Source organism: Pelagibacterium sp. H642, from assembly GCF_031202855.1.
Classification (GTDB): Bacteria; Pseudomonadota; Alphaproteobacteria; order Rhizobiales; family Devosiaceae; genus Pelagibacterium.
In genome coordinates this window covers 452,716-475,609 of the sequence record NZ_CP101829.1, presented here as the reverse complement: position 1 = coordinate 475,609, position 22,894 = coordinate 452,716, and the positions used below count along the sequence as shown (strand labels likewise).

Annotated in this window: 25 protein-coding genes; 18 read left to right on the top strand and 7 right to left on the bottom strand. The window is 63.2% G+C overall.

What is annotated here, in order from left to right; all coding sequences use genetic code 11:
- Positions 1 to 12 precede the first annotated feature (12 nt).
- Positions 13 to 948, bottom strand: coding sequence for an AEC family transporter (locus NO934_RS02405; RefSeq protein ID WP_309162031.1), 936 nt, complete (start codon positions 946 to 948; stop codon positions 13 to 15).
- 224 nt (positions 949 to 1,172) lie between these two features.
- On the opposite strand from NO934_RS02405, the gene NO934_RS02400 reads away from it, so the two are divergent.
- From NO934_RS02400 to dusA, 12 genes are all read left to right on the top strand, one after another.
- Complete coding sequence (locus NO934_RS02400) at positions 1,173 to 2,075, top strand: sulfurtransferase (protein WP_309162030.1); 903 nt, start codon at positions 1,173 to 1,175, stop codon at positions 2,073 to 2,075.
- A gap of 87 nt (positions 2,076 to 2,162) precedes the next feature.
- On the top strand, positions 2,163 to 3,377 hold the full coding sequence (locus NO934_RS02395) for a YeeE/YedE family protein (RefSeq protein WP_309162029.1): 1,215 nt from the start codon (positions 2,163 to 2,165) through the stop codon (positions 3,375 to 3,377).
- A complete protein-coding gene (locus NO934_RS02390) occupies positions 3,374 to 3,790 on the top strand; it encodes a hypothetical protein (protein WP_309162027.1) in 417 nt (138 codons plus the stop codon). Before NO934_RS02395 ends, NO934_RS02390 begins: the two co-directional genes overlap by 4 nt.
- Entirely contained in the window at positions 3,790 to 4,371 is a 582-nt protein-coding gene (locus tag NO934_RS02385; protein WP_309162025.1) for a DUF6969 family protein, read from the top strand. Before NO934_RS02390 ends, NO934_RS02385 begins: the two co-directional genes overlap by 1 nt.
- Before the next feature lie 92 nt (positions 4,372 to 4,463).
- Positions 4,464 to 4,874, top strand: coding sequence for an MbcA/ParS/Xre antitoxin family protein (locus NO934_RS02380; RefSeq protein ID WP_309162022.1), 411 nt, complete (start codon positions 4,464 to 4,466; stop codon positions 4,872 to 4,874).
- Entirely contained in the window at positions 4,871 to 5,557 is a 687-nt protein-coding gene (locus NO934_RS02375) for an RES family NAD+ phosphorylase (RefSeq protein ID WP_309162020.1), read from the top strand. The genes NO934_RS02380 and NO934_RS02375 overlap by 4 nt, the downstream gene beginning before the upstream one ends.
- Before the next feature lie 184 nt (positions 5,558 to 5,741).
- Complete coding sequence (locus tag NO934_RS02370; RefSeq protein ID WP_309162019.1) at positions 5,742 to 6,698, top strand: tripartite tricarboxylate transporter substrate binding protein; 957 nt, start codon at positions 5,742 to 5,744, stop codon at positions 6,696 to 6,698.
- A gap of 51 nt (positions 6,699 to 6,749) precedes the next feature.
- Entirely contained in the window at positions 6,750 to 7,217 is a 468-nt protein-coding gene (locus NO934_RS02365) for a tripartite tricarboxylate transporter TctB family protein (protein WP_309162016.1), read from the top strand.
- 31 nt (positions 7,218 to 7,248) lie between these two features.
- Positions 7,249 to 8,760, top strand: a complete 1,512-nt coding sequence (locus NO934_RS02360) for a tripartite tricarboxylate transporter permease (protein WP_309162014.1) — start codon at positions 7,249 to 7,251, stop codon at positions 8,758 to 8,760.
- A 1-nt stretch (position 8,761) separates the two neighbouring features.
- Positions 8,762 to 9,490 carry a GntR family transcriptional regulator gene (locus tag NO934_RS02355; RefSeq protein WP_309162011.1) on the top strand — a complete coding sequence of 243 codons (729 nt, stop codon included), beginning with the start codon at positions 8,762 to 8,764 and terminating at the stop codon, positions 9,488 to 9,490.
- Between the two features lie 29 nt (positions 9,491 to 9,519).
- Entirely contained in the window at positions 9,520 to 10,686 is a 1,167-nt protein-coding gene (locus NO934_RS02350) for a mandelate racemase/muconate lactonizing enzyme family protein (protein WP_309162008.1), read from the top strand.
- Positions 10,687 to 10,781: 95 nt separating this feature from the next.
- Positions 10,782 to 11,777: a tRNA dihydrouridine(20/20a) synthase DusA gene (gene dusA, locus NO934_RS02345; RefSeq protein ID WP_309162006.1), complete on the top strand. Its 996-nt coding sequence runs from the start codon at positions 10,782 to 10,784 to the stop codon at positions 11,775 to 11,777.
- Between the two features lie 2 nt (positions 11,778 to 11,779).
- On the opposite strand, the gene NO934_RS02340 is transcribed toward dusA, so the two are convergent.
- The 3 genes from NO934_RS02340 to NO934_RS02330 all read right to left on the bottom strand — a co-directional run bounded on the left by NO934_RS02340 (position 11,780) and on the right by NO934_RS02330 (position 13,955).
- Positions 11,780 to 12,403: a class I SAM-dependent methyltransferase gene (locus NO934_RS02340; protein WP_309162003.1), complete on the bottom strand. Its 624-nt coding sequence runs from the start codon at positions 12,401 to 12,403 to the stop codon at positions 11,780 to 11,782.
- 66 nt (positions 12,404 to 12,469) lie between these two features.
- Positions 12,470 to 13,156, bottom strand: coding sequence for a TIGR02281 family clan AA aspartic protease (locus NO934_RS02335; RefSeq protein ID WP_309162001.1), 687 nt, complete (start codon positions 13,154 to 13,156; stop codon positions 12,470 to 12,472).
- A 16-nt stretch (positions 13,157 to 13,172) separates the two neighbouring features.
- The gene (locus NO934_RS02330; protein WP_309161999.1) at positions 13,173 to 13,955 is read right to left on the bottom strand and encodes an adenosylcobinamide-GDP ribazoletransferase; all 783 of its coding nucleotides are present in this window, start codon (positions 13,953 to 13,955) and stop codon (positions 13,173 to 13,175) included.
- Between the two features lie 64 nt (positions 13,956 to 14,019).
- Between NO934_RS02330 and cobT the strand changes: the two genes are divergently transcribed.
- Both cobT and NO934_RS02320 read left to right on the top strand, forming a co-directional pair.
- Positions 14,020 to 15,036, top strand: a complete 1,017-nt coding sequence (gene cobT / locus NO934_RS02325; protein WP_309161998.1) for a nicotinate-nucleotide--dimethylbenzimidazole phosphoribosyltransferase — start codon at positions 14,020 to 14,022, stop codon at positions 15,034 to 15,036.
- A gap of 80 nt (positions 15,037 to 15,116) precedes the next feature.
- On the top strand, positions 15,117 to 15,800 hold the full coding sequence (locus NO934_RS02320) for a glutathione S-transferase family protein (RefSeq protein WP_309161997.1): 684 nt from the start codon (positions 15,117 to 15,119) through the stop codon (positions 15,798 to 15,800).
- Between the two features lie 210 nt (positions 15,801 to 16,010).
- Here the strand turns inward: NO934_RS02320 and NO934_RS02315 are convergent, their stop codons facing one another.
- Entirely contained in the window at positions 16,011 to 17,534 is a 1,524-nt protein-coding gene (locus NO934_RS02315; protein WP_309161996.1) for a HAMP domain-containing sensor histidine kinase, read from the bottom strand.
- A 318-nt stretch (positions 17,535 to 17,852) separates the two neighbouring features.
- On the opposite strand from NO934_RS02315, the gene NO934_RS02310 reads away from it, so the two are divergent.
- Positions 17,853 to 18,329: an Lrp/AsnC family transcriptional regulator gene (locus NO934_RS02310; RefSeq protein ID WP_309161995.1), complete on the top strand. Its 477-nt coding sequence runs from the start codon at positions 17,853 to 17,855 to the stop codon at positions 18,327 to 18,329.
- Positions 18,330 to 18,335: 6 nt separating this feature from the next.
- Here NO934_RS02310 and NO934_RS02305 read toward each other — a convergent pair whose 3' ends face one another.
- Both NO934_RS02305 and moaA read right to left on the bottom strand, forming a co-directional pair.
- Positions 18,336 to 18,887 carry a hypothetical protein gene (locus NO934_RS02305; protein ID WP_309161994.1) on the bottom strand — a complete coding sequence of 184 codons (552 nt, stop codon included), beginning with the start codon at positions 18,885 to 18,887 and terminating at the stop codon, positions 18,336 to 18,338.
- A 62-nt stretch (positions 18,888 to 18,949) separates the two neighbouring features.
- The gene (gene moaA / locus NO934_RS02300; RefSeq protein WP_309161993.1) at positions 18,950 to 19,972 is read right to left on the bottom strand and encodes a GTP 3',8-cyclase MoaA; all 1,023 of its coding nucleotides are present in this window, start codon (positions 19,970 to 19,972) and stop codon (positions 18,950 to 18,952) included.
- A gap of 110 nt (positions 19,973 to 20,082) precedes the next feature.
- Here moaA and rpiA point away from each other — a divergent pair, with 110 nt between their 5' ends.
- The 3 genes from rpiA (at position 20,083) to gor (ending at position 22,885) form a co-directional block, all read left to right on the top strand.
- Positions 20,083 to 20,787: a ribose-5-phosphate isomerase RpiA gene (gene rpiA / locus NO934_RS02295; RefSeq protein ID WP_309161992.1), complete on the top strand. Its 705-nt coding sequence runs from the start codon at positions 20,083 to 20,085 to the stop codon at positions 20,785 to 20,787.
- A gap of 28 nt (positions 20,788 to 20,815) precedes the next feature.
- Complete coding sequence (locus tag NO934_RS02290) at positions 20,816 to 21,400, top strand: DUF2059 domain-containing protein (protein WP_309161990.1); 585 nt, start codon at positions 20,816 to 20,818, stop codon at positions 21,398 to 21,400.
- A 105-nt stretch (positions 21,401 to 21,505) separates the two neighbouring features.
- A complete protein-coding gene (gene gor / locus NO934_RS02285; protein WP_309161989.1) occupies positions 21,506 to 22,885 on the top strand; it encodes a glutathione-disulfide reductase in 1,380 nt (459 codons plus the stop codon).
- Positions 22,886 to 22,894: the final 9 nt, after the last annotated feature.

Sequence of the window (22,894 nt, the reverse complement as noted above, 5' to 3'; positions counted from 1 at the left end):
CGTCGACCGACATCAGATCCCGGCTCCGACCAAGGGCGCGATCAGCACCAGCGTGATCGGGACCGTGACCACGCCGGCCACGGTCTGGAAGGCGATGATGCCCGCCATGAGCGGGGCATCCCCGCCCAGTTGCCGGGCCATGACATAGGCCGATGAGGCCGTGGGCAGGCACTGGATCAGCAGCACCACCAGCGCGGCGGGGCCGGTCAGCCCCACGGCAAGGCAGATCGCGGCGGTGACGGCGGGGACGAGGATGAACCGCGTGGCGGTGGCGACGAGGACGGGTTTCAAACCGCGCCCCAGCGCCTCCCAATTGAGGGCTGCACCGACGCAAAGCAGGCCGACGGGCAGGGCGGCCTGACCCATGGCCTGCATGAAACCCTCGATGCCGGCGGGCAGCGCGATGCCAGTGAGCCGCAGTAGGACGCCGGCGAGGCAGCCCAGGATCAGCGGATTGAGCGCGATGGATTTGACCACGCCGAGCGCAGTGGGCTGACGCGTGCCGAAACGGGCGAAAACAAGGGCGCAGAGGATGTTGACGGTGGGCACAAGAATGGCGTTGGCGACGGCGGCGAGCGCGGCGCCGGAGACACCCAGCAGCCCGACGGCGGCGGTGACGCCGACATAGTTGTTGAAACGGATGCCGCCTTGAATGACCGAAGTGAGGACAGGCCCGTCAAAGCGGGTGAAGCGATTGGCGGCGAGCAGGGCGAGCGTGCCGACGACGGCAGGGCCGACCAGACCGGCGGCGATCAACGCGATGGGCACGCCGGAAAGGTCAGCACGGTAGAGCCCGTGGGCAAACAGCAAGGGCAGGAGCACGAAATAGGCGAGGCGTTCGGCCTGTGGCCAGAACGGTTCGCTGAGGAAGCCGAACCGCTTGAGCAGATGACCGAGGGCGATGATGAGCGCGATCGGCAGCAAGGCTGAGAAGATGAGAGCGAGCATGAACGGCCGTCTGAGGTGGTCTCTTTCCTCTTAGCCGCACCGCGCGCCGCCGCCAAGCGCGACCAGATCGGTCGGGTTTTGCCCAAGATGGCAAGACATGCTCATAACCGGGCGTTTCGGGGCAGGCTTTTTTGCGCGAGGTTGTAATTTTGATTGCCGAGTCCTCGCGCTGTTGCCGGTGTTGAGCGAAAATGCGGATCACATTTTGTTCCGGGAGAAATATCATGCGTCTGGCGTTCACAGCCTTCGCCGTTGCAGCGGCTCTTACCGCGCCGGCCGTCGCACAATCCGAAATCACGCCGCTGGTCAATGCCGAATGGCTCAAGGCCAATGCGGGGGCGGAAAACCTCGTGATCCTCGACATCCGCGACGAGATCGAAGGCACCGATCTCGGTGAATTGCCCTATATCGCCAATTCGGTCGTCGCGCCTTACGCTTCGGCGGGCTGGCGCACGGAAATCGAGGGCGTGCCGGGCCAGATCCCGCCGGTCGAGCAGGTTGCCGAACTGATCGGCGGCCTGGGCATCGACAATGACGATCATGTGGTGATCGTGCCCTGGGGCACCGATTCCTCGGAGATCGGCGGCGCCACCCGCGTCTACTGGACCTTCAAATATCTCGGCCATGACGAGGTTTCGATTCTCGATGGCGGCTGGCGTCAGTACGATGCGGCGGGCGGCGAGCGCGTTGCCGAACTGGCAGCGCCCGAGGCGGCCGAATTTACCGCAGAGGTGCAGGAAAACCTGCGCGCGACCACCGACGACGTTCTCGCGGCGCTGGAAAACGGCGTGACGCTGATCGACGGCCGTCCGGTCGAACAGTTCGAGGGCCAGTCCAAGAGCCCGGTGGTGGCTTCGCTGGGAACCATTCCCGGCTCGGTCAACATCCCGCATTCGGAATTCTACAGCGCCGAATACGCCCGCTTCGCCCAGCCCGAAACCGTCGCGGCCCTGCTCGAAGCGGTCAATGTCGGGGCGGACGAGGAAAACATCGTTTTCTGCAACACCGGGCATTGGGCGTCGGTCGCCTGGTTCGGGCTGCATGAGGTGCTCGGCAACGAGAATGCGGCCATGTATGACGGCTCGATGGCCGAATGGACGCAGGACGCCTCGCGCCCGGTGGAATAAACAAGGTCGCTTCTCCCTTGACCTTGCAGGTGCCCCGGTTTTCGGGGCATCTGTTTTTTGATTTCAAGCTTATACTGAAAGATCGAAATGTCTGACGTTGCACTCGATCGGCCCAGCTATCTCCCTGCCGCGGTTTCCGACCGCGCGCCCACATGGGTGACGGGGCTGGGCCTTGTGATCGGCTTTATCGCCATCTGGTATCTCGTGGACCTGCGCCAGGCGGCCCTGTTCGCCATCGGCGGTGGTCTGGGTGCCGCGCTTTATCACGGTTCGTTCGGCTTCACCGGCGGCTGGCGCCGCATGGTGGTCGAAAAGCGCGGGCGCGGCATGCGCGCCCAGATGCTGATGATCGGCGTCACGGCAATCGTCATGATGCCGCTGCTCGCCGCTGGCAATCTTGGCGGACAGCCGCTGGTCGGCATGACGGGACCCGTTGGCGTTTCGGTCGTCCTTGGTTCGCTGATCTTCGGGTTCGGCATGCAATTGGGTGGCGGCTGCGGCTCGGGAACGCTGTTCACCGTAGGCGGCGGGTCTGCGCGTATGCTGGTTACGCTTGCGTTCTTCATCGTCGGAGCGCTGTTGGGCACCGCCCATCTGCCCTGGTGGCTGGGCCAGCCCAATATCGGGGTGGTCGATCTGCGCTTGAATTTCGGTCTTCCTGTCGCGATCGGGCTGACGATCATCGGGCTGGCGGCTGTCGCCATCGTTACCGCGGTCATCGAAAAGCGTGCCCACGGCAATCTCGAAACCGAGCCCGAACCGCGCCGTCCGGGCTGGAGCTGGCTGCTTTATGGCCCCTGGCCTCTCGTCGGGGCCGGGCTTGTGCTCGCGCTCCTCAACATCGCAACGCTTCTGACGGCAGGGCATCCCTGGACCATCACCTATGGATTCGGCCTCTGGGGTGCCAAGATCGCCGATGCCGTGGGCATTCCGGTCGCCACCTGGGAATTCTGGACCTGGCCGGCTCAGGCGCAGGCGCTCAATTCCTCTGTGCTGCTCGATACCACGTCGGTCATGGATTTCGGGATCATTCTAGGCGCCGGGCTTGCCGCTGCCCTGGCTGGCAAGTTCGCACCCAAGGCCAAGCTGCCCCTCGGCTCGCTCCTTGCCGCGATTGCCGGGGGCCTGTTGATGGGGTACGGGGCGCGGCTGTCGTTCGGCTGCAACATCGGCGCGCTGTTTTCGGGGATCGCTTCGGGCAGCCTGCATGGCTGGCTGTGGTTCGCCTGCGCTTTCGTCGGCTCGCTGGCCGGCATCTGGGCGCGCCCGCTGTTTGGACTTGATGGATTTGCCAAGAAATGACGACTGGACGTAACACCCTTCTTTTCGGTGCGGCGCTGGCCGTCGGAACGGCAGCGATCGCTGCCGACTACATCGCCAACCCCATAACGCGGGTTGCCGCTCCCGCTGCTCAAAGCGCCGCCGGCGCCGCGCCATGCGCCGCAGGTGCGCCGTGTGCCGCCGGTGCGCCAGCCGCGGCTCCCTGTGCGGCCGGAGCGCCGGTCGCCGCAGCTCCGTGTGCGGCTGGCGCACCGCTGGCTGCTCCTCCCCCTCCACCAGCTCCCATGCCGGAAGAGGGCGGGCGGCAATTGGCAGCTCCACCTCCGCCGCCGGCCCCGATGCCCGCAGCCGAGCCGGAACTGGCTCCGCCACCCCCGCCGCCGGCGCCGATGCCGGAAGGGGCAACCGAAGCACCCGATCTGGTGGTCGAGTAATGAGTGAGGCCCGCGAACAGGCCCAGCGCGAAATCGCCTTTTGCGAAGCCGTGCTCGCCAAGGGCGGGCTCACTGTCCTGATCGAAACCCTGCGTGATGCGTCCGACCTTTCGGTCTGGACGCATTATCCCAAGGACGACGTTTTCGACCCCGCGACGGGCGCGCAGTGGTTCTATCACAGCCATCCCACCGACGAGCCCGACGGAGCCATCGAGCACGGGCACTTTCATTGCTTCGTGCGGCCTCAAGGCGCCACCGGGCCGATCCACCACCTGATCGCCGTGGGGGTGGACCCCTATGGCAAGCTCGTGCGGCTGTTCACGGTCAATCAGTGGGTGGTGGGCGATGATTGGCTCGATGCCGAGCCGACCATCGCCCTGCTGGACAAATTCGACGTGCACATGCCGCGTCCCTCCTATCTCGTCAATCGCTGGCTGACGGCGGTTCTGGCGGCCCATGAGGATGAAATCGCGAGCCTCATCCGCGAACGCGACAGAACGCTGGCCGCCCATCAGCCCGAAAGCGACATGGCGGTACGCGACGATCGGGCATTGGAAGTAACCTCCGAATTGCGGTTCTAGGCAGGGGGCGGGCGCAACTCTAAGTAGCACTTCATTCCAGAACTTGCCAAATGGCATGAAACGGCTTATTTTACGCCAAAAGGTGAAAAATGATGCTGCATGAACTTCCCCGAGCGGTTGCCGCGCCAGACCTGCCCCAGATCACGGACACCGAAGCCGCCGCGATGGCGCGTGCGGTGGTCAATCTCTTCGCGCGGTGGGATCTCTCGGACGCGGAAGCGCGCGAGATCCTCGGCGGGTTGACGGCACGCACCTATGCGCGCTGGAAAGCGGGCGAGGTGGGCCGGATCGATCGCGACCTTGCGACCCGGCTCTCGCTGCTCATGGGCATCCACAAAGGGCTGCGCTATCTCTTTTCCGATTCGGCGCGCGGCTATGGCTGGGTCAAAAAGCCCAATACGGTATTTGGCGGTCGCGCTCCGGTCGATGTGATGGCCGAAGGCAGCATCTTTGCGCTGGCGCGCATACGCGCGTATCTCGATGCCGAGCGGGGCGGCTGGTGAGCATTCCCACCACCCGCGTACGCTGGGCGCGCGCCTTCCGGATCATCCGCTCGATCCATCCACCCATCGACCTCTTCGAAGACATCGCCGATCCAACCGATTGGGAAGCGCTGGCATCCGCCGAAGCGAAGACCAATCCGCGCATCTGGGAGCATCTGGGCCGTCTCGACCTCGTGCCTCCGGCGCGGCGCGTCAGCGGTCCGGGAACGAGCTTTCTGATGGCGCCATTCGTCCATGTCAGCACCGAACGGCCCGGCCGGTTCACCAACGGCACCTATGGCGTCTACAGCGCCGGAAACCGCGAGGAGGTAGCGATCCGCGAGGTCGCCTATCACCACGGCAGGGCCATGGCGGCCAGCGCGGAGGAACCTGGCTGGACCTCGCAATTCCGCGTGCTGATGAACGCGCTCGATCTCGATCTTCACGATCTTCGCGAGCGGGAAGACTGCCATAGGCCCGACGATTACGAACCGTCGCAGGCCATCGGCCGGCAATTGCGCGGGCAGGGGAGCAATGGGGTTCTCTATCGGAGCGTAAGATGCCCCGACGGCGAATGCGTCGGCATCTTCTGGCCCGACCTGATGCCGGCGCCCGTACAGGGCGACCATTTCGACTTCCATTGGGACGGCATTCGGGTCGACCGGGTCCGCAACTGCAGCACCGGCGCCATCTTCGCCCTTTGAGGGACTATCCGTTGATCCCGGCAACGACCGGAGCAACACTGTCTGCCCTTCGCACACATCTGTGAAATTCCGGCGCTTGTTAACAGCGTCTGTGTGCGTCTTTACAGCTTCTGAATTCCTGTATACAAAAATTCAAGGACACAGGGAGGACGTGTCCGAGATTGGCAAACGGTAGGAGGACCTCATGCCAAAACTTTCCCAATTTGCGCTGGCCGGATTTGCCATGCTGGCTGGTATCGGTTCGAGCGTTACCGCTTGGGCACAAGCTTATCCCGAGCGTGACGTGACGCTGGTGGTGCAGAGTTCGGCCGGCGGGGGCAGCGACATCTTTGCTCGAACCATCGCCGCCCAGATGTCCGAACTGGAACTGGTCGAGCGCGCGCTGCTCGTCGAAAACCGCCCCGGCGGTTCGGGAACCGTGGCCTATGCCTATACGGCGGGGCAGGCGGGCAACCCCTATGTGCTCCAGACTATTGCCTCGAGCTTTTTCACCACCCCGTTGCTCGGCCAATCGCCGGTTGGGCCTGATGATTTCACGCCTGTCGCGGCCATCGCTGGCGATCCGTATGTGCTGGCCGTCAATGGGCAGTCCGAGATCCAGACGCTGGAGGACCTCAAGGACGCCGGATCGCTTACGGCCGGCACCACCGGCGTGGTCAACGACCAGACGATCCTTTCGTCCCTGCTGTCGGAAGCGGCGGGCATCGAAATCCGCAACGTTCCGTTCGACGGCTCGGGCGAGGAGATGAGCGCAGTACTAGGTGGACACGTCGATCTGATTTTCGGTAATCCCTCGGAAATCGGCGAGCAGATCGAAGCTGGTGAATTGCGTGCCCTGGCGGTTTCGACGGCGGAGCGGCTCGAAAGCATGCCCGACGTGCCGACATTCATCGAGCAGGGCTATGACATCGAGCACGTACAGCTCCGCGCCATCGTGATGCCCGCCGACGTGCCGCAGGAAGCCCTCGATTATTGGGTCGAACGCTTCGAAGCGCTGGCGACCAGCGATCTCTGGCGCGAGGAATACGTCAATCGTCACAATCTCGAAGCGCGCTTCGTAGCCGGCGAGGAGCTCCAGGCGCTGTTCGACCAGATGAACGCGACCTTCGAAGCCCTCATGACCGAAGCCGGCCTGATCTAACCGATCGGGCAACGGGATGGCCTTATAGGGCCATCCCGAAGGGAGGATATGATGAGCATCAAGCTGCTCGATATCGTGTTGGCCGCGCTGTTCCTGGCGTTCGGGCTCTATGTGATCGGCTCGGCTTTCGCATTCGGGATCACCAGCGATACGGGGCCGGGTTCGGGGACCTTTCCGCTGATTGCGGGATTGCTGATGGCCGTCTTTGCCGGCGGCACCCTTTACCGCGCATTGCGGCGCGAGAATGCGCCCGGGGCAGCCATTGGAATTGGAGAGGTGGCCCGAGTCGCCGGTCTTCTGGCGCTGCTGGGCCTATACATCGCCGCTTTCGAGCCGCTCGGGGCCTTCCTGCCACTGCCGTTCCTGATTATCGGCAGCAGCCTCATCATCCACTGGCGGACCGATCCGATGTGGCTCGCCCAACTCGGGGCGCTGGCGCTGGGCTTTACGGTGGTCTGCTACCTCGTCTTTGCGGTGTTCCTGCGCGTCCTGCTGCCGACCGGACCTTTAGGGTTCTGAGCGCAGGCGAGCAACAAGCGAGATCAATGAAATGGAAACCCTCGACCTTCTCCTGCAGGGACTGGCCAGCGCGCTGGCGTTCGACAATCTGATTGCCGTCCTGATCGGAGTGCTGCTCGGTCTTGCCGTTGGGGCTTTGCCCGCTCTGGGCCCGGCCGCAGGCGTTGCGATCCTTTTGCCGGCCATCGTCAATCTTGACCCGACCGTCGCGATCGCCGGTTTGGCTGGTGTCTACTATGGGGCCATGTATGGCGGCGCCGTCACCTCGATCCTGATCGGTGTGCCCGGCGATTCATCATCCATGATGACCATCGTTGACGGCTATCCGCTGGCCAAGAAGGGGCAGGCGGGCAGGGCACTGGGCATGGCGGTCTATGCCTCCTTTGTCGGTGGACTGATCAGCCTCGTTCTGATGACGTTCCTCAGCACTCCGGTGGCGCGGACCGCGCTGGCCTTCGGCCCGGTGGAAATGACGGCCATCATCGTCCTGGCGTTGTGTCTTGTGACGGTTCTGGGGGAGGATGATGTTTTCAAGGGATTCCTGGGCCTGGGTTTCGGCCTCTGGATCGGCATGATCGGCCTCGATCCGGTCGGCGGCACGCCGCGCTTCACCTTCAACAATTTCCATCTTCTCGAAGGCATCGACTTCACCATCGTGGTGGTCGGCATGTATGGGCTCGGCCAGATCTTTGCAGCGCTCGGCCAGGGGCAGGGCGGCAAAGCCGAGACGGCGGCTTACACCTTCAAGAGTCTGTTCCCGCGCTTTTCCGATTTTCTGAAGTGCAAATGGACGCTTGTGACGTCCTCCTTGATCGGCTTCGTGGTGGGTATCCTGCCGGGGGCGGGGGCGACGGCGGCGACGATCTTTTCCTATGCCGTCGCCAAACGCACCAGCAAGACACCCGAGGAATTCGGCTCGGGCGCCATTGAGGGCGTGGCGGCCCCCGAAGCGAGCAACAACGCCGCGTCCTATTCGGCGATGATCCCGCTCTTTACCCTGGGCATTCCCGGCTCGGGGACAACGGCGGTGATGCTGGGCGGGCTGTTGATGCTGGGACTGGAGCCGGGGCCGCGGCTGTTCTCCCAGCAGCCAGAATTCATCTGGTCGCTCATCGGCACCTTCTATATCGGCAATATCAGCCTCGTCTTCCTTACGCTGGCCCTCATTCCGGTTCTGGCGGCGCTGGTGTTCCTGAGGAACGCGATCCTGTTCCCGATCGTCATCGGAGTCGTGTTTTTCGGCGTCTATTCGGTCGGCTATTCGGTGATGGATGTGGTGATCGCCGCTCTGTTCGGGCTCGCTGGCTATGTCTTCACAAAGGCACGCTACCCGATGCTGCCTATCCTGCTTGGCGTGATCCTTGGGCCGCTGCTCGAGCGGGCGATCCGGCGTAGCCTCATCATATCGCAGGGTGACATGGGGATATTCTTCAGCAGCGCGATCTCGGTCGTGGTGTTTGGCGCCGCAATCGTGCTGTTCGTCTATGGCGTGATCTGGCCGGCGGTAAAGTCGGCGATGGGCAAACGCGCTCAGGAGGCATGATTTGAGCATCGAACATTACAACGCAACCAGCCTCTCGCAGAACCAGTCGGTTTCGTCCTGGGCTTTCGAGGAACTCTCGCGCCGGATCATCGAGGGGCGGCTCTCCCCCGGCGCCAAGATCACCGAGGAGGCGCTGGTCAAGGAACTTGGCGCGAGCCGCACGCCGCTGCGCGAGGCGATCAAGCAGCTCGAGGAACTGGGCCTGATCGTGCGGGAACGCAACCGGACGCTGAGGGTCGCTCCGCTCCAAAGCGCCGAACTCATCGAACTCGTGCGGCTGCGCGAGCATCTCGAGGGGCTGGCGGCCTATGAAGTGACCCGGCTGGTCGCGCTGGGCGAGGCGGATACGCAGCAGCTCTGGAACATCATCGAGCAGCTCGAACAGGCAGAAAACCGCCTTGAAGGTGCGCGGCGGATCGACCGGATCTTCGAATTGGGCACCCAGTTCCACGCCACCCTTGTGGCCGCCAGCGGCATGGGGCGTGTGGTGCGCATTCATGCCGGACTCCAGCTTGCCCTGGCGCGCTACCGCCTCGTCAACGCAACCGACGGGCGGCGGCTGGTGCATCGCTCGCACGAACACCGCGACATCGTCGACGCCATCGAGGCCGGCGATCCGGAGGCGGCCGAACGCGCCATGCGCCAGCACATCCGCGAAGGTCTCAAGGCCTATACGACCAACGCCGCCGCCAGCGAGCAGGCGGACGAACTGCGCCCTTTCAAAGACTGAATAAATCACTCGTTACGGACGGAAAGCCCATGCTCAACCAGACCTACATGCACGAGACCGAAGTCGTCGAAGCCAAACAGACGATCGCGCGCATGACCATTCACAACCTGCAGAACATCCCGATCGATCCGCCGCCCTATCGCGACAAGCCGAACAAGGAAGCCGCGCTGTTGCTCGAAATCGAGACCAATGACGGGATCAAGGGCTATTCGACAAGCGGCTACACCCATCATGCCGCCATCGATTTCCTCGAGAATTGGGTGGCGCCGCGCATCATCGAATATCGCTGCGACCCGTTCCGGACCGACCGGATCATCCAGCTTTTCGACCGCCACACCTGGGAACGCCCGCTCGGCCGCATGTTGGTGGCGGCGCTTGCGATGATCGATATCGCGTGCTGGGACATCAAGGGCAAGACGCTGGGCAAGCCGGTGCACCACCTGCTCGGCGGCGCGCGCGACAGGGTGCCAGTCTATGTCACCCATGGCGCGGCCTATGACGGTGCGCCGGTCTATTCGCGCGAGGAACTCGCCGCCGAGGCGGCGCATCTGGTCAAGCTGGGCAACACGCATCTCAAGAACACCGTCGGGCGCCAAGCCATTCCCGATCCGGTGGATGACTATCACCGGATGGCGGCCATGCGCGAGGCGGTGGGACCGGACGTCAAGCTTTCCATGGACGGCAATCTGCGTATGTCGCTGCCCGAGGCGATCAAGCTCTGCAATCTTTGCGAAGAGCTGGACATCGCCTTCATCGAGGAGCCGATCCACTACAACGATCCGCGCAACCTCGCGCATTTGCGCACCCGGACAACCATTCCGGTGGCGGCGGCGGAAAACGAGAAGTTCTCAGCCCTCGCGCTGCTGCAGGCCGATGCGGTGGATATTTTACAGCCCAACGTCAACAACGATGGCGGCTACACTGCCGGCATGCGGATCGCGGCCCTGGCCCGCGCCTACAACGTGCCGCTCGGGCATGGCAACGGCAACGGGCCGCACAATATCGCGCTGCATGCGGGCGTCGCCCATGGCGGCCTAGTCGAGTACCACTTCCACAAGTGGATGGCCTATAACGCTATCTTCAAGGCGGTGCCCCAGCCGGTCGATGGTTGGCTCGAAGTGTCGCAGGAGCCGGGCCTGGGGCTCGATCCCAAGGACGGATTGATCGAGGAATATTCGGTCAAGTCCAGACACTAGCCCGGCGGCGGGTTGTGTATCGGGCGATGCGCGATTAAGTGAGGGAAAGGCGTAGCGCTGGCGCCTTTCCGATCATTTTCGCAACAGCCCAGGCCATGGAACTCGAACAGTCCCGCAAATTTTCCGTCGCCCCCATGATGGATTGGACGGATAGGCATTGCCGATACCTTCACCGGCAATTGTCGTCCCGCGCGCTGTTGTTTACCGAGATGGTCACCAGCGCGGCGCTGGTGCATGGGGATATCGAGCGCCTGCTGGGGTATGATGACAGCGAGCATCCCGTCGCCCTGCAGCTCGGGGGTTCGGATCCGCGAGAGTTGGCGCTGGCGGTCGCGATCTGTGATCGGTTCGGCTATGACGAGATCAATCTCAATGTCGGATGTCCGTCCGATCGGGTGCAGTCGGGCAAGTTCGGCGCCTGTCTCATGGCGGAGCCGGATCTGGTGGCCGAATGCCTCAAGGCGATGCGCGGGGCGACTGATACGCCGGTCACTGTCAAGTGCCGGATCGGAATCGACGATCAGGATTCGGAAACCGACCTCAACCGCTTCGTCGACGCGGTGGTCCCGACAGAGATCGATGCGCTCTATGTCCATGCGCGCAAAGCCTGGCTCAAGGGGCTCTCGCCCAAGGAAAACCGGGATATCCCGCCGCTGGATTACGACCGGGTCTATCGTCTCAAGCAGCGGCTGGGCAACTTTCCGGTGATGATCAATGGCGGCATCAAGACGCTCGATGAGTGCGACGGTCATCTCGAGCGCGTCGATGGCGTGATGCTCGGCCGCGTCGCCTATCACGAGCCGATGATTCTTGCCGAGGTCGATGCCCGTTATTTCGGAGAGACGAGCGAGCCCAAGAATCTCGATGAGATCGAAGCAGCCATGACCGCCTATGCCGAACGCGAGCGCGGCAAGGGCGCGCGGCTCAACCAGATCACGCGGCACATGCTGGGGTTGGCGAATGGGCTGCCGGGCGCGCGGCGATTCCGGCAGATCCTCTCGGTGGAGGCCTGCAAGCCGGGCGCTGGACCGGAGGTGATCGCAGCGGCGTTCGCGCAGGTGCGCGGGGCGTTCGATAGCAACGTTGCTTAAGTCTAGATTGGCTTCCGGGCGATCAGAAACAGCGCCGCCTTTTTACCCGGTTGCCAGCGATGGACGATGGTGAAGTCGGCGGCTTGAAATTTGCCGACGAGATCGTCCGCGCTCATGAACGTGAGATGAGGCAGCTTGCCGATGGCCTTGCCGAGCGGAGCGACATATTTGAACCAGGGCATGATGTCGTTCATGCAAGCCGTGCTGGAGACGAAATAGCCGCCCGGCACCAGCATCTCGCGCACCTTGGCGATGACGGCATCGACGTCCTCGAGCAGATGCAGGATGCTCAGGCCCAGCACCATGTCATAGCGTTCTTGAGGCATCGGAAGCGTGGTGATGTCGCCCAATTCGAACGTTACGTTCTCGACGCCGGCCTCGCGTGCCTTGGCGCGGGCGAATTCGAGCATGTTTTCGGAAAAGTCGATGGCCCGGATATGGGCGACATGCGGAGCATGACGGATCGCGGTGCCGCCGGTGCCGCAGCCGAACTCGAGAAGCCGCATGCCGGGGCGCAGAAGCTTGCGTGTTTCTTCCAGCTTGGTTTGATAGGCCGCTTCGTCCGCAATCGGAGATGCTGCGTAGCGGCTGGCCAGCTTGTTCCAGAAGCCACTCGCTTGGGCCATGATCGGATCTCCCCGGTGCCTGATCGTGTCCGAGAGTTGCATATCCAATGCTGAATTTGAATGACGCTAGTTATGCAACTCCAGCGAATCCTGGCTGACGCTGTAGCGCGAGAGCGTTTCGAGGAACGTCATGCCCAAAAGAGATGTGTCGAGCGCGTTATCCTCGACGACGAAAGCCCGGATGTTGTGGCGCAGGATGTTGCCCACTTCGATGGTCTTGAGGCGGATGGGCGCTGCCCGGCCTTCGCCATTGGCCGTCTGCACGGGAACGGAATAGTTGAGCGAGGCCGTGTCGATGCCGGCCGCCTGGGCATCGCGCAGCGAGAGGACCACGGCGCTGGCACCTGTGTCGAAGATCATCGGGACAGGAACGCCGTTGACGACGGAATCGACCCGAAAGCTGCCGCCGAACGAGCGCGAAATGTGAACGTTGCCCGATTGCCGATCAACGATGGCGACGCCCGGTTGCAGTGCGCCCACGATGCGCTGGCCCATGCGTTGCAGGTCGCCGCGATAGGTGTAGACCAGAATGAGAACGGCGCCGATGGCGAGCCAGACGAGAAAGCCCGAAAGGATTTCGCCCAACCTGTGGCGGCGCCCCACCAATGCGCTCGCCAGCAGCGTGCCGATCACCACCAGCGGGATGGCGCTCGCGGTTTGCGCCTGCGTCAGCCCGAATACGGCCCCCGCATCGGCGCTGATCGCGATGGCGAGGCCGACGGTGATGAGGATGGCGAAGGCGACAAACAGCATGCGGAATCCGAAAAGCTCAACCGACCATATGCATAAAGGTGCCCAATAGGGCGATTTCAAGCAGGGCGTTGAGCGCTCCGATCAGATCGCCGGTCTGTCCGCCCATCAGCCGGTCACAAAGCCGTGTCCAGCCCCAGCCCATGAGAACAGCCAGAGCCGCAGCAATGACACCGCCCCAGATGCCAACGAAGGGCAGCGCGAGGGCCGATGCCAAGGCAAGGGCGAGAACGAGCCCGATCGCAAATCCGTTCCCGGAAACCTGACCCGCCGTAGCGGCCGCGCCCGTCGCGCGGGCAGGGGGAAGGGCGAAAGCGATATAGATCGATCCGGAGCGCGCCAGTACGGCGGCGGCGAGCCAGACAAGCGCGCCCTCCAGCGCATCGTGAGCCGCAAGAGCCGAAAGCGCGGCGACCTTGAGCCCGACGACGAAGACGATGGCCAGCACGCCATAGGTGCCGTGGCGGCTGTCCTTGAGGATTTCCAATCTGCGCTCCCGCGTCGAACCGCCGAACAGGCCGTCCGCGGCGTCGGCGGCCGCGTCCTCGCTCATGGCGCCGGTGACGATCGCCGACAGCGCGGCGGCGAGGAATGCGGAAAAGAGCGGGTCGAGGCCGGCGCGGCTGGCAGCAAACAGCAGAAGGGCGGGCAAGGCTGCGATGGCGAGACTGGCGAACGGCAATACCCTGGCGATCCTGTCGAGATTCGGGGTCGCATGCGGGCTCGAGCCCGTCGGGAGGCGCGAAAAAAAGCGGATGGCCATAACGAAACCGGCGATGGGATTGTCGTCGGACGCCCTCAATTGCGTTTTTCCTCGGCTTGGCCCAAAAGTGCACCCCTCTTACCATCCGAATCCGGGAGCCGCCATGTCCGCCCAAGCCTTCGCCGATTTCCAGGATCTTTTGATGCTCGGACCCGATGGGAACGAAGCAGCGGTGGAGGCCGTGAGGGCGCGCGACGCTCAACTCACCAAACCGGCCGGATCGCTCGGGCAGCTCGAATATCTGGTGGAATTTCTGGCGCGCTGGCAGGGCAAGGAGAGCCCCACCGTCGAGGACCCTATGGTTGCGATCTTTGCCGCCAATCATGGGGTGACGGATCAGGGCGTTTCTGCCTTTCCGCGTGAGGTGACCAAGCAGATGGTCAACAACTTCACCAAGGGCGGCGCGGCGATTTCGCAAATCTGCGCGCTCCATGAGATCAATCTGCGCGTGTTCGAGCTGGCCCTCGACATGCCGACCGGCGATATCACCGTGGTTCCGGCGATGGACGAGCGCACCTGCGCCGCCACCATCGCCTATGGCATGGAGGCGACCGCCGGCGATGTGGATCTGCTCTGCATCGGCGAGATGGGAATCGGCAACACCACGGTGGCGGCGGCGGTTTATGCGGCGCTCTATGGCGGCACCGGCGCCGATTGGGTGGGGCGCGGCACGGGGGTGGACGATGCGGGCCTCAAGCGCAAGGCCGACGCTGTCGACCGCGCGCTGACGCGTCATGCGGGGCGGCTCAATACGCCCTTCGAAATCCTCGCCAATCTGGGCGGACGCGAAATCGCGGCAATGGTTGGCGCCATCATTGCCACGCGTCACCAGAAGGTGCCGGTGATCGTCGACGGCTTCGTTGCGACCTCTGCCGCCGCTATCGCGCATGCGGTGGCGCCGGGGGCCATCGATCACTGCCTTTTTGCCCATGTCTCGGCGGAGCATGGACACGGGAAGGCGCTTCAAAGCATGGGCAAGACGGGATTGCTCGACCTGGGAATGCGGCTGGGCGAGGGGACCGGCGCGGCGCTGGCCGCCGTGCTTTGCAAGACAGCGCTGCATCTGCACAAGAACATGGCGACCTTCGCCGAAGCCGCCGTGGACGGGAAGAATGCCTGAACCACGAAATTGGGGTGAACTGGTTCTTGCCCTACGCTGTTGCCATTAGGTAAGCAATACTTACCTAAAAGGAGGTGCTCATGTACGCGCTCTATATCGCCAACAAGAATTATTCCTCATGGTCGCTGCGGCCCTGGGTGCTGCTCAAGACGCTTGGCATCCCGTTCGAGGAGCGCTTCGTGCCGTTCCTCCAGGGGTCGAGCTATGAGGAATTCCGCAAGTTCTCGCCCACCGGGCTGGTGCCTTGCCTGGTGGAGAACGATGTAACCGTCTGGGATTCGCTGGCGATCACCGAATATCTGGCCGAAACCCACCTGCAGGTCTGGCCCGCCGACTGGAAGGCGCGTGCCTGGGCGCGTTCGGCATCGGCGGAGATGCATTCGGGCTTTTCCGCCCTGCGCAATATTTGCGGCATGAATGTCGGTGTGCGCGTGCGGCTGCACGAGGAAAGCGCCGCGCTCCGGGCCAATCTCGATCGTCTCGACGAGCTCTGGAACGAAGGGCTCAACCGCTTCGGCGGCCCGTTCCTGGCCGGGGAGAAGTTCACCGCCGTGGATGCCTTCTTCTGCCCGGTGGCGTTCCGTATCCAGACCTATGGTTTAAAGCTCGGAGATGCGGCCATGGCTTACGCCGAGCGGCTGCTGGCGCTGCCGGCCATGCAGGAGTGGTATGAGGCGGGCGTGGCCGAAACCATCCGCGACGAGCCGCACGATACGGAAATCCCGCAAGTGGGGGTGCTGATCGAGGATTTGCGGGCGGTTTAGTCCGGCGTCGGCGTGAGCGGAGAGGCTGCGCCCCCCTCACCCCCAACCCCTCTCCCACCAGGGGAGAGGGGGGCTCTAACTGAAGCGTTTGCGTTCTTGCCGCAATGCGGCCAAGGGCTCCCCCTTCTCCCCTGGTGGGAGAAGGTGGCCGCGAAGCGGTCGGATGAGGGGGCGCTGCGCCGGCAATGGATAGCCTGCGCCGGCGTGCACTCACGACGCTTCGGAATAAATCTCGAGACGGTTGCGTTTCTCCACCACCGGAGCCATGCCTTCCATGACGCGGGCGCGGGGGAAGGTGGCGATCACTTCGGTGCCGAAGCGGAGCTTGGAGAAGAGGTCGAAGCGCCCCTGGTGCAGGTCCATGATTTTCTGGACGATGGGCAGGCCCAGGCCGGCGCCCTGTTCGGCGGTCTTCTGGGCCAGCGAGCCCTGTCCGAACGAGGAGAGCACCGTTTCGATCTCGTCCTCGGGAATGCCCGGGCCATTGTCCACCACGGAAATGAACTGCCCGCCATCGGCGGAGCGGCCGACGGTCAGCACAATCTTTCCGTTTTGCGGCGTGAACTTGATGGCGTTGGAAAGCAGGTTGAGAACCACCTGGCGGACGGCACGCTCGTCACCCCAGATTTTGGGCATGGCCTCGCCGGCGTCGAACTGAAGATCGAGGTTTTTGGCGCGGGCGCGGATATCCAGCATCCGGCGGCAATCGTCCGAAATATCGACCAGCGAGATCGCTTCTTCATTGAGGTCGTATTTGCCGGCCTCGATGCGCGAAAGGTCCAGCAACTCGTTGATGAGGTTGAGGAGGTGCTGGCCGCTGGCGTGGATATCGCCGGCATACTCCTTGTATTGGGCAACGGCGTGCGGGCCTAAAAGCTCTGATTTGAGCACTTCGGAAAAGCCGATAATGGCATTGAGCGGAGTGCGCAATTCATGGCTCATGGTGGCCAGGAAGCGCGACTTGGCGATGTTTGCCTGCTCGGCCTGACGCCGCGCCTCGTCGGACATTGCGCGCGCCTCCTCGAGTTCGAGGATCAGGCTGTCCTTTTCGAGTTGATGTTCGAGATTGCCGATCTCGGACTTGTGCAACTGCCGGGTGAGGAACAGGAAAAAGAAAAAGGCGCCGATGGCGACGACCGACATCGCGTAATTAAGCGTGCCGCCGGCGAGGATCAGCATGGCGGCAACGCTCGCCGTGGCGGGGAGGGTCGCCGCGAGAGTCGCGCTGGGCAGAGTGCGGGTGGCAACGGCATTGGCGGCGATGCCGACCAGCAGCATAGCGAAGATGATGATCTGGATGTCCTGCCCGCCGCCGGCGATGGTAAGCACCGGCAGGGTGGCCCAGGCCAGCCCGTTGATGGTTTCGCCCAGGACGAAGGTTTGCGTCCAGCGGCGTGGGTTGAACTTGCCACCCCGCTCGTTGCGGAACCGGCGGCAGATGAACGCGGCGCCGAGGTTGGAGATGCACACCACCAATGCCCAGAGCGCGGCGATCGTCGGCGGAATCCAGAGAACGGCGGCGATCGAAAGGATGCCCAGCAGCAAAAGGGTGGGCATCAAGCTGGTCAGGCGCGCATCGGCGTAATCGTCGAGCAGTTCATAATCGAAGGTGGCGCGGGTGCCCGAACTCGAGGTGAGCTTCTGGCGGGCATCGAGGACGGCGCGCTGAACCGTACGGCGCTTCTCACGCGGGCGCGGCGCTTCGGATGCACGGCTTGCCTGGCTGGAGGCCATCGAACTCTCGTTACGCTACCAAACTACTCATCGGATCAGCTCAAACTTGAACATGATCCGTACGCGACAGGCCAACGCTAAGGCGTGCGTGGTTAACAGGCCGTTGAGGCTCATCAACGGTTTAGACGCAATTTTCACCATATGGCCCCCGAAGCGTGGGCAGCGCGCCGCTGAACGCCGGATTGCCGGAGAAAAATGCATGCGCGGATTGCCTTGACACCGGCAACGGCGCCGCGCCAAATACTGGTTTGGGGCGGACGATTTTCCAGTATCCGGGAAATTTTCGTTGTTTTGAGAAATTCTATTTCAGGGGCACGCATGGCGCTCGACAAACTCGACCGCAAGATTCTGCAACTTCTGCAAAAGGATGCGACCATGCCGGTCGCCGAGATCGGCCGCAAGGTCGGGCTCTCGACCACGCCGTGCTGGCGCCGCATCCAGAAGATGGAAGAAGAGGGGGTCATCAAGCGTCGCGTCGCGGTGCTCGATCCCGAAAAGGTGAACGCGGGCGTCACCGTCTTCGTCGCGGTCAAGACCAACGAGCACAACGACGCCTGGCTGCGTAAATTCGCAGCGGTCGTCGAGGATTTCACAGAAGTGGTCGAATTCTACCGCATGAGCGGGGATGTGGACTATCTGCTGCGGGTGGTGGTGCCCTCGATCCAGGCTTACGACGTGTTCTACAAGAAGCTGATCGCCAAGATCGCGCTTTCCGATGTGAGCTCGTCCTTTGCCATGGAACAGATCAAATACACCACGGCCCTGCCGCTCGAATTCGCGGTGGTGGACGATTGAGGTGAGCTAAAGCGGCAGCTCCTCGCCCGAACCGATATATATCCGGCCGGTGCTCAGCGTCCCGTCCGGGGCGCGCTCGGCAATGACGACGACCGGCGCGCCCTCGCGCAGCAAGGACATGTTGCTGCTCTCGGCGGCAGTTGCGACCGCCGCCGTCTCCGCGCCGATCTCGGCCGTCAGGTCTCCGTCCGAGGTGGCGATCGCGATGGTGTCGTCAGTTCGCGCCGTTACCTCGCCCGCCCTCAGTTCCGTTCCGTCCGGCAGCGGCCAGGGCATCTCATCCAACAAATCCCCCTCGGCGAGATGCCAGACCACGCTCGCTGCGTCGCCATGCGCTGGGATCGCGGCCCGATCCCCGACGGCGACATCTTCGATGGCGATGGGCTCGACCTGGGCGACCTTGAAGGTGTTATCGAGGTAGATGTAAACCGCCTGTTGTTCGGTGGTCAGCACTTCCATGACCAGCCCGATCATCCCGCCATCACGCGCGAAATTGATGGTGCCGCGAACAAGCGTCGTTTCATCCTGGGCTTGGGCTGGAAGGGCGGAGGTCGCCATCAAAAGGGCTGCGAGAAGCCGGCTGCCAAATCGTTTGTTGCCCGCCACGCTGTCGCCCCGTCCTAGCCGCCTGTCACCGACATATGCCGTTCGACCGCTGGCGCGGAACGGCGGGAGATGACGAAATCGTGTCCCTTGGGCTTGAGGATCATCGCCCGTTCGAGCGCCGCATCGAGCCCTTCGGGTCCGCCTTCGCGCAAGGCGGCGCGCAGATCCACGCGGTCCTCCTGGCCCAGGCACATATAGAGCTGGCCGGTGCAGGTCAGTCGCACGCGGTTGCAGCTTTCGCAGAAATTATGGCTGAGTGGGGTGATGAAGCCGATGGTGCCGCCGGTCTCGGCCACCTGCATATACCGCGCCGGTCCCCCGGTGCGCTTGGCGATCGGAGTAAGCGTATAGCGCTCGGCCAACCGATCCCTGACAGTACGCAGCGAGAGGTGCGTGTCCGCGCGATCGAACGAGACTTCGCCCAAAGGCATTTCCTCGATTAGCGTCAGCTCGAACCCTTGGGCATGGGCCCATTCGAGCATCGGGACGATCTCGTCTTCGTTGACATTCTTGATCGCCACCATGTTGAGCTTGACCGCAAGGCCTGCGGCCTTGGCCGCTTCAATGCCCTCGATCACCTGGGGCAGCCGGCCACGACGGGTGATGGCGGCAAATTTTTCGGCATCGAGCGTATCGAGCGAAACGTTGACCCGCCGAATGCCCAACTCGGCAAGCCGGGTAGCATGCTTGGCCAATTGACTGCCATTGGTGGTGAGTGTCAATTCGTCCAGCGCACCGGTGGCAAGGTGTTGGGCCGAAAGCGTCTCGATCAATTTCATGATATCGCGCCGCACCAGCGGCTCGCCGCCAGTGAGGCGCACCTTGCGCACTCCGCGCGCCACGAAGGCGGCGATCACCGTCTGGATTTCCTCGAAACTGAGGACTTCGCTCTTGGGCAGGAACACCATGTCCTCGCCCATGCAATAGGTGCAGCGGAAGTCGCATCGGTCGGTAACCGAGACGCGCAGATAGGTGACGTGACGGCCGAAACCGTCGACGAGCGGACGCGGTGCGGAAGGCGAGGGGCTCGAACTCATGGGAGCACTATAGAGGCCATAGTGCATTTGGCAAAGCGGGTGGCTGCACTGCGTTGACATCTCCGCCGAACTGGCGTCTTACAGCCGGAAATCCGACGAGAGGGGGATCCATGAGCGACGATCTCAAGCGCAGGGCGGCCGAAGCGGCGATGGCCGAGGTCAGGTCCGGCATGCGCATCGGGCTGGGAACCGGCTCGACCGCCAAGCACTTCGTGGATCTGCTGGGAGCCGAGGTGGCGCGCGGGTTCGAATGCCTTTGCGTGCCCACATCCGAAGTGACCGCTACGCAGGCGCATGGGCTCGGCATTCCGCTCACCACGCTCGAGGAAATCGACGGCCTCGATGTGACCATCGACGGAGCCGACGAGATCGACAGTAATTTCCAACTCATCAAGGGCGGCGGCGGCGCGCTGCTGCGCGAAAAGATCGTAGCGGCGGCGTCCGATCGCATGGTTGTGATCGCCGACGAATCTAAACTGGTCGAAACGTTGGGCCGTTTCGCGCTGCCCATCGAGGTCAATCCGTTCGGGCTCGCGGCCACGGACAAGGCCATTGGCCGCGTCATGGCCGATTTCCGTGCCGAGGGCGGCAAGGTGCTACGCAAACAGGGCGATGGCGCCACCTATCTCACCGACGGCGGACACTACATCATCGACGCATCTTTTGGCCGCATTTCGAACGCAGAAGCGCTCTCGCAGGCGCTGCTGGAGATTCCAGGCGTGGTCCAGCACGGCTTGTTTATCGATTTGTGTTCCGAAGCCTATCTTGCTACGCCCGAGGGGACTATCAAGCTCTCGGAGCACGTAAAGTCATAACCGTCATTCGCAAGGGACCGTTCGCACAATGACCTTCCTGCCCATCCTGCGCCGGCTCACCGCCGCACTCGTCATTTCCGGCACAGCGCTCATCTCGGCCGCTCCCGTTCAGGCCCAGCAGGAGATTTCGCCCGAGCACTTGGCCAAGGCGCGCGAATATGTGGACATCACCGATTCCGTCCAGCTCTATGAGCGTACGGTCGCCGATATGGGCCTCCAGGTCATGCGGGTGATGATCCAGGAGGACCCCTCTCTGCGCGAACCGCTGCTCGAGGCGCTCCAGACCGTATATGACAGCTATCTGGACGACCGCGACGCGCTCTACAACCAGTTCGCCCGCATCTATGCGATCCGCTTCAACGAGGAAGAACTTCAGCAGATCATCGATTTCTACACCACGCCCGTCGGTGCGCGTCTGCTGGATCAAAATCCTTCGATCAATCAGGACCTGACGACCGTGCTCGGCATCTGGCGGCGCAATACCGCCAATGAGTTCCTCTCCCGCGTGCGCACCGAATTGCGCAACCAGGGCTATAACGCTCCGGCCATCGAAACCGAGGGCGAGGCACCCGCGGAAGGCGAGGCTCCAGCCGAGGGCGAAACGGCGCAGTAACGGCGCCGCAGAACCCATCGACAACCCCCGTCTGCCGGCGGGGGTTTTTTTGTGCGCGTTTGCCGCCTATATCCTTGCGTCCTGATGCAATAAGCGGAGCCCCCCATGAGCGAGAAGTTTGATTTGGTCGTGATCGGTGGGGGCTCGGGCGGTGTGCGCGCGGCGCGGGTGTCCGCGCAGCTCGGTGCCAAGGTCGCCATCGTGGAGGAGTACCGCTATGGCGGCACCTGCGTCATCCGTGGCTGCGTGCCCAAGAAGCTCTTCGTCTACGCCTCGCGCTTCAATGATCTCTTCGACGTTGCGCCCAGCTTCGGCTGGACGGTCGACGCATCGTTCGATTGGCCGACCTTGCTCGCCAACAAGGACAAGGAGATCGCCCGGCTCGAAAAGATCTACGAAACGCTGCTCGATGGCGCGGGCGTGACCATCTTCAAGGCGCGCGCCACGCTCACCGGCCCCAATTCGGTCAAACTCACGACGGGCGAAGAGCTGGAGGCCGAGCGCATCCTGATCGCCACCGGTGGCGCTCCTTTCAAGCCCCAGATCAAGGGCGCCGAATTGGGCATCACCTCAAACGAGGCGTTCCATCTCGCAAAGCTGCCGCGCACCGTGCTGATCGAGGGGGGCGGCTACATCGCCGTCGAGTTCGCGACCATCTTCAACGGCTTGGGTGTGGATACCACGCTCGTCTACCGCCGCGACAAGATCTTGCGCGGATTCGATCACGACGTCCGCGACGGGCTGGAAGACGCCATGCGCGAGCGCGGCATCCGTTTCCGCTATGGCTACCACATCTCAGAACTGCGCCAGGATGGGGAGGGGGTGTGCGTCTCCTTCTCGCACGGCGAAAAAGCAACCTTCGACGCCGTGATGTTCGCGACCGGCCGCCATCCCAACACGGCAAATCTGGGGCTTGAGGATGCGGGCGTCCAGCTCGACCAGACCGGCGCGGTGGTCGTGGATGAATATTCCCGTTCCTCGGTGCCATCGATCTTTGCGGTTGGCGACGTGACCGGCCGCGCGGCGTTGACGCCGGTGGCCATCCGCGAGGGGATGGCCTTTGCCCAGACCATTTACAACAACATGCCCACCACGGTGCCCTATCACCTGATCCCGACGGCGGTGTTCTCCGAGCCCGAGATCGGCACGGTCGGCATGACCGAGGAAGTCGCCGCCGAGCGCCACCGCTCGATCGACGTCTATCTCACCCGCTTCCGCCCGATGATGAATACGCTTTCGGACAAGCAGGACAAGATGATGCTCAAGCTCATCACCGAGACCGACAGCGGGCGGATTCTGGGGTGCCACATCGTCGGGCCGGGGGCAGGGGAGATGATCCAGCTCGTCGCCATCCCCTTGGGCATGAGCGCCACCAAGGCCGATTTCGACCACGCAATTGCCGTGCATCCGACGGCAGCCGAGGAGCTTGTGACCTTCAAATCGCCCAGCTATCGCGTGGTGGATGGGGAAAAGTGCAATCCCTGAGCCCCGGCT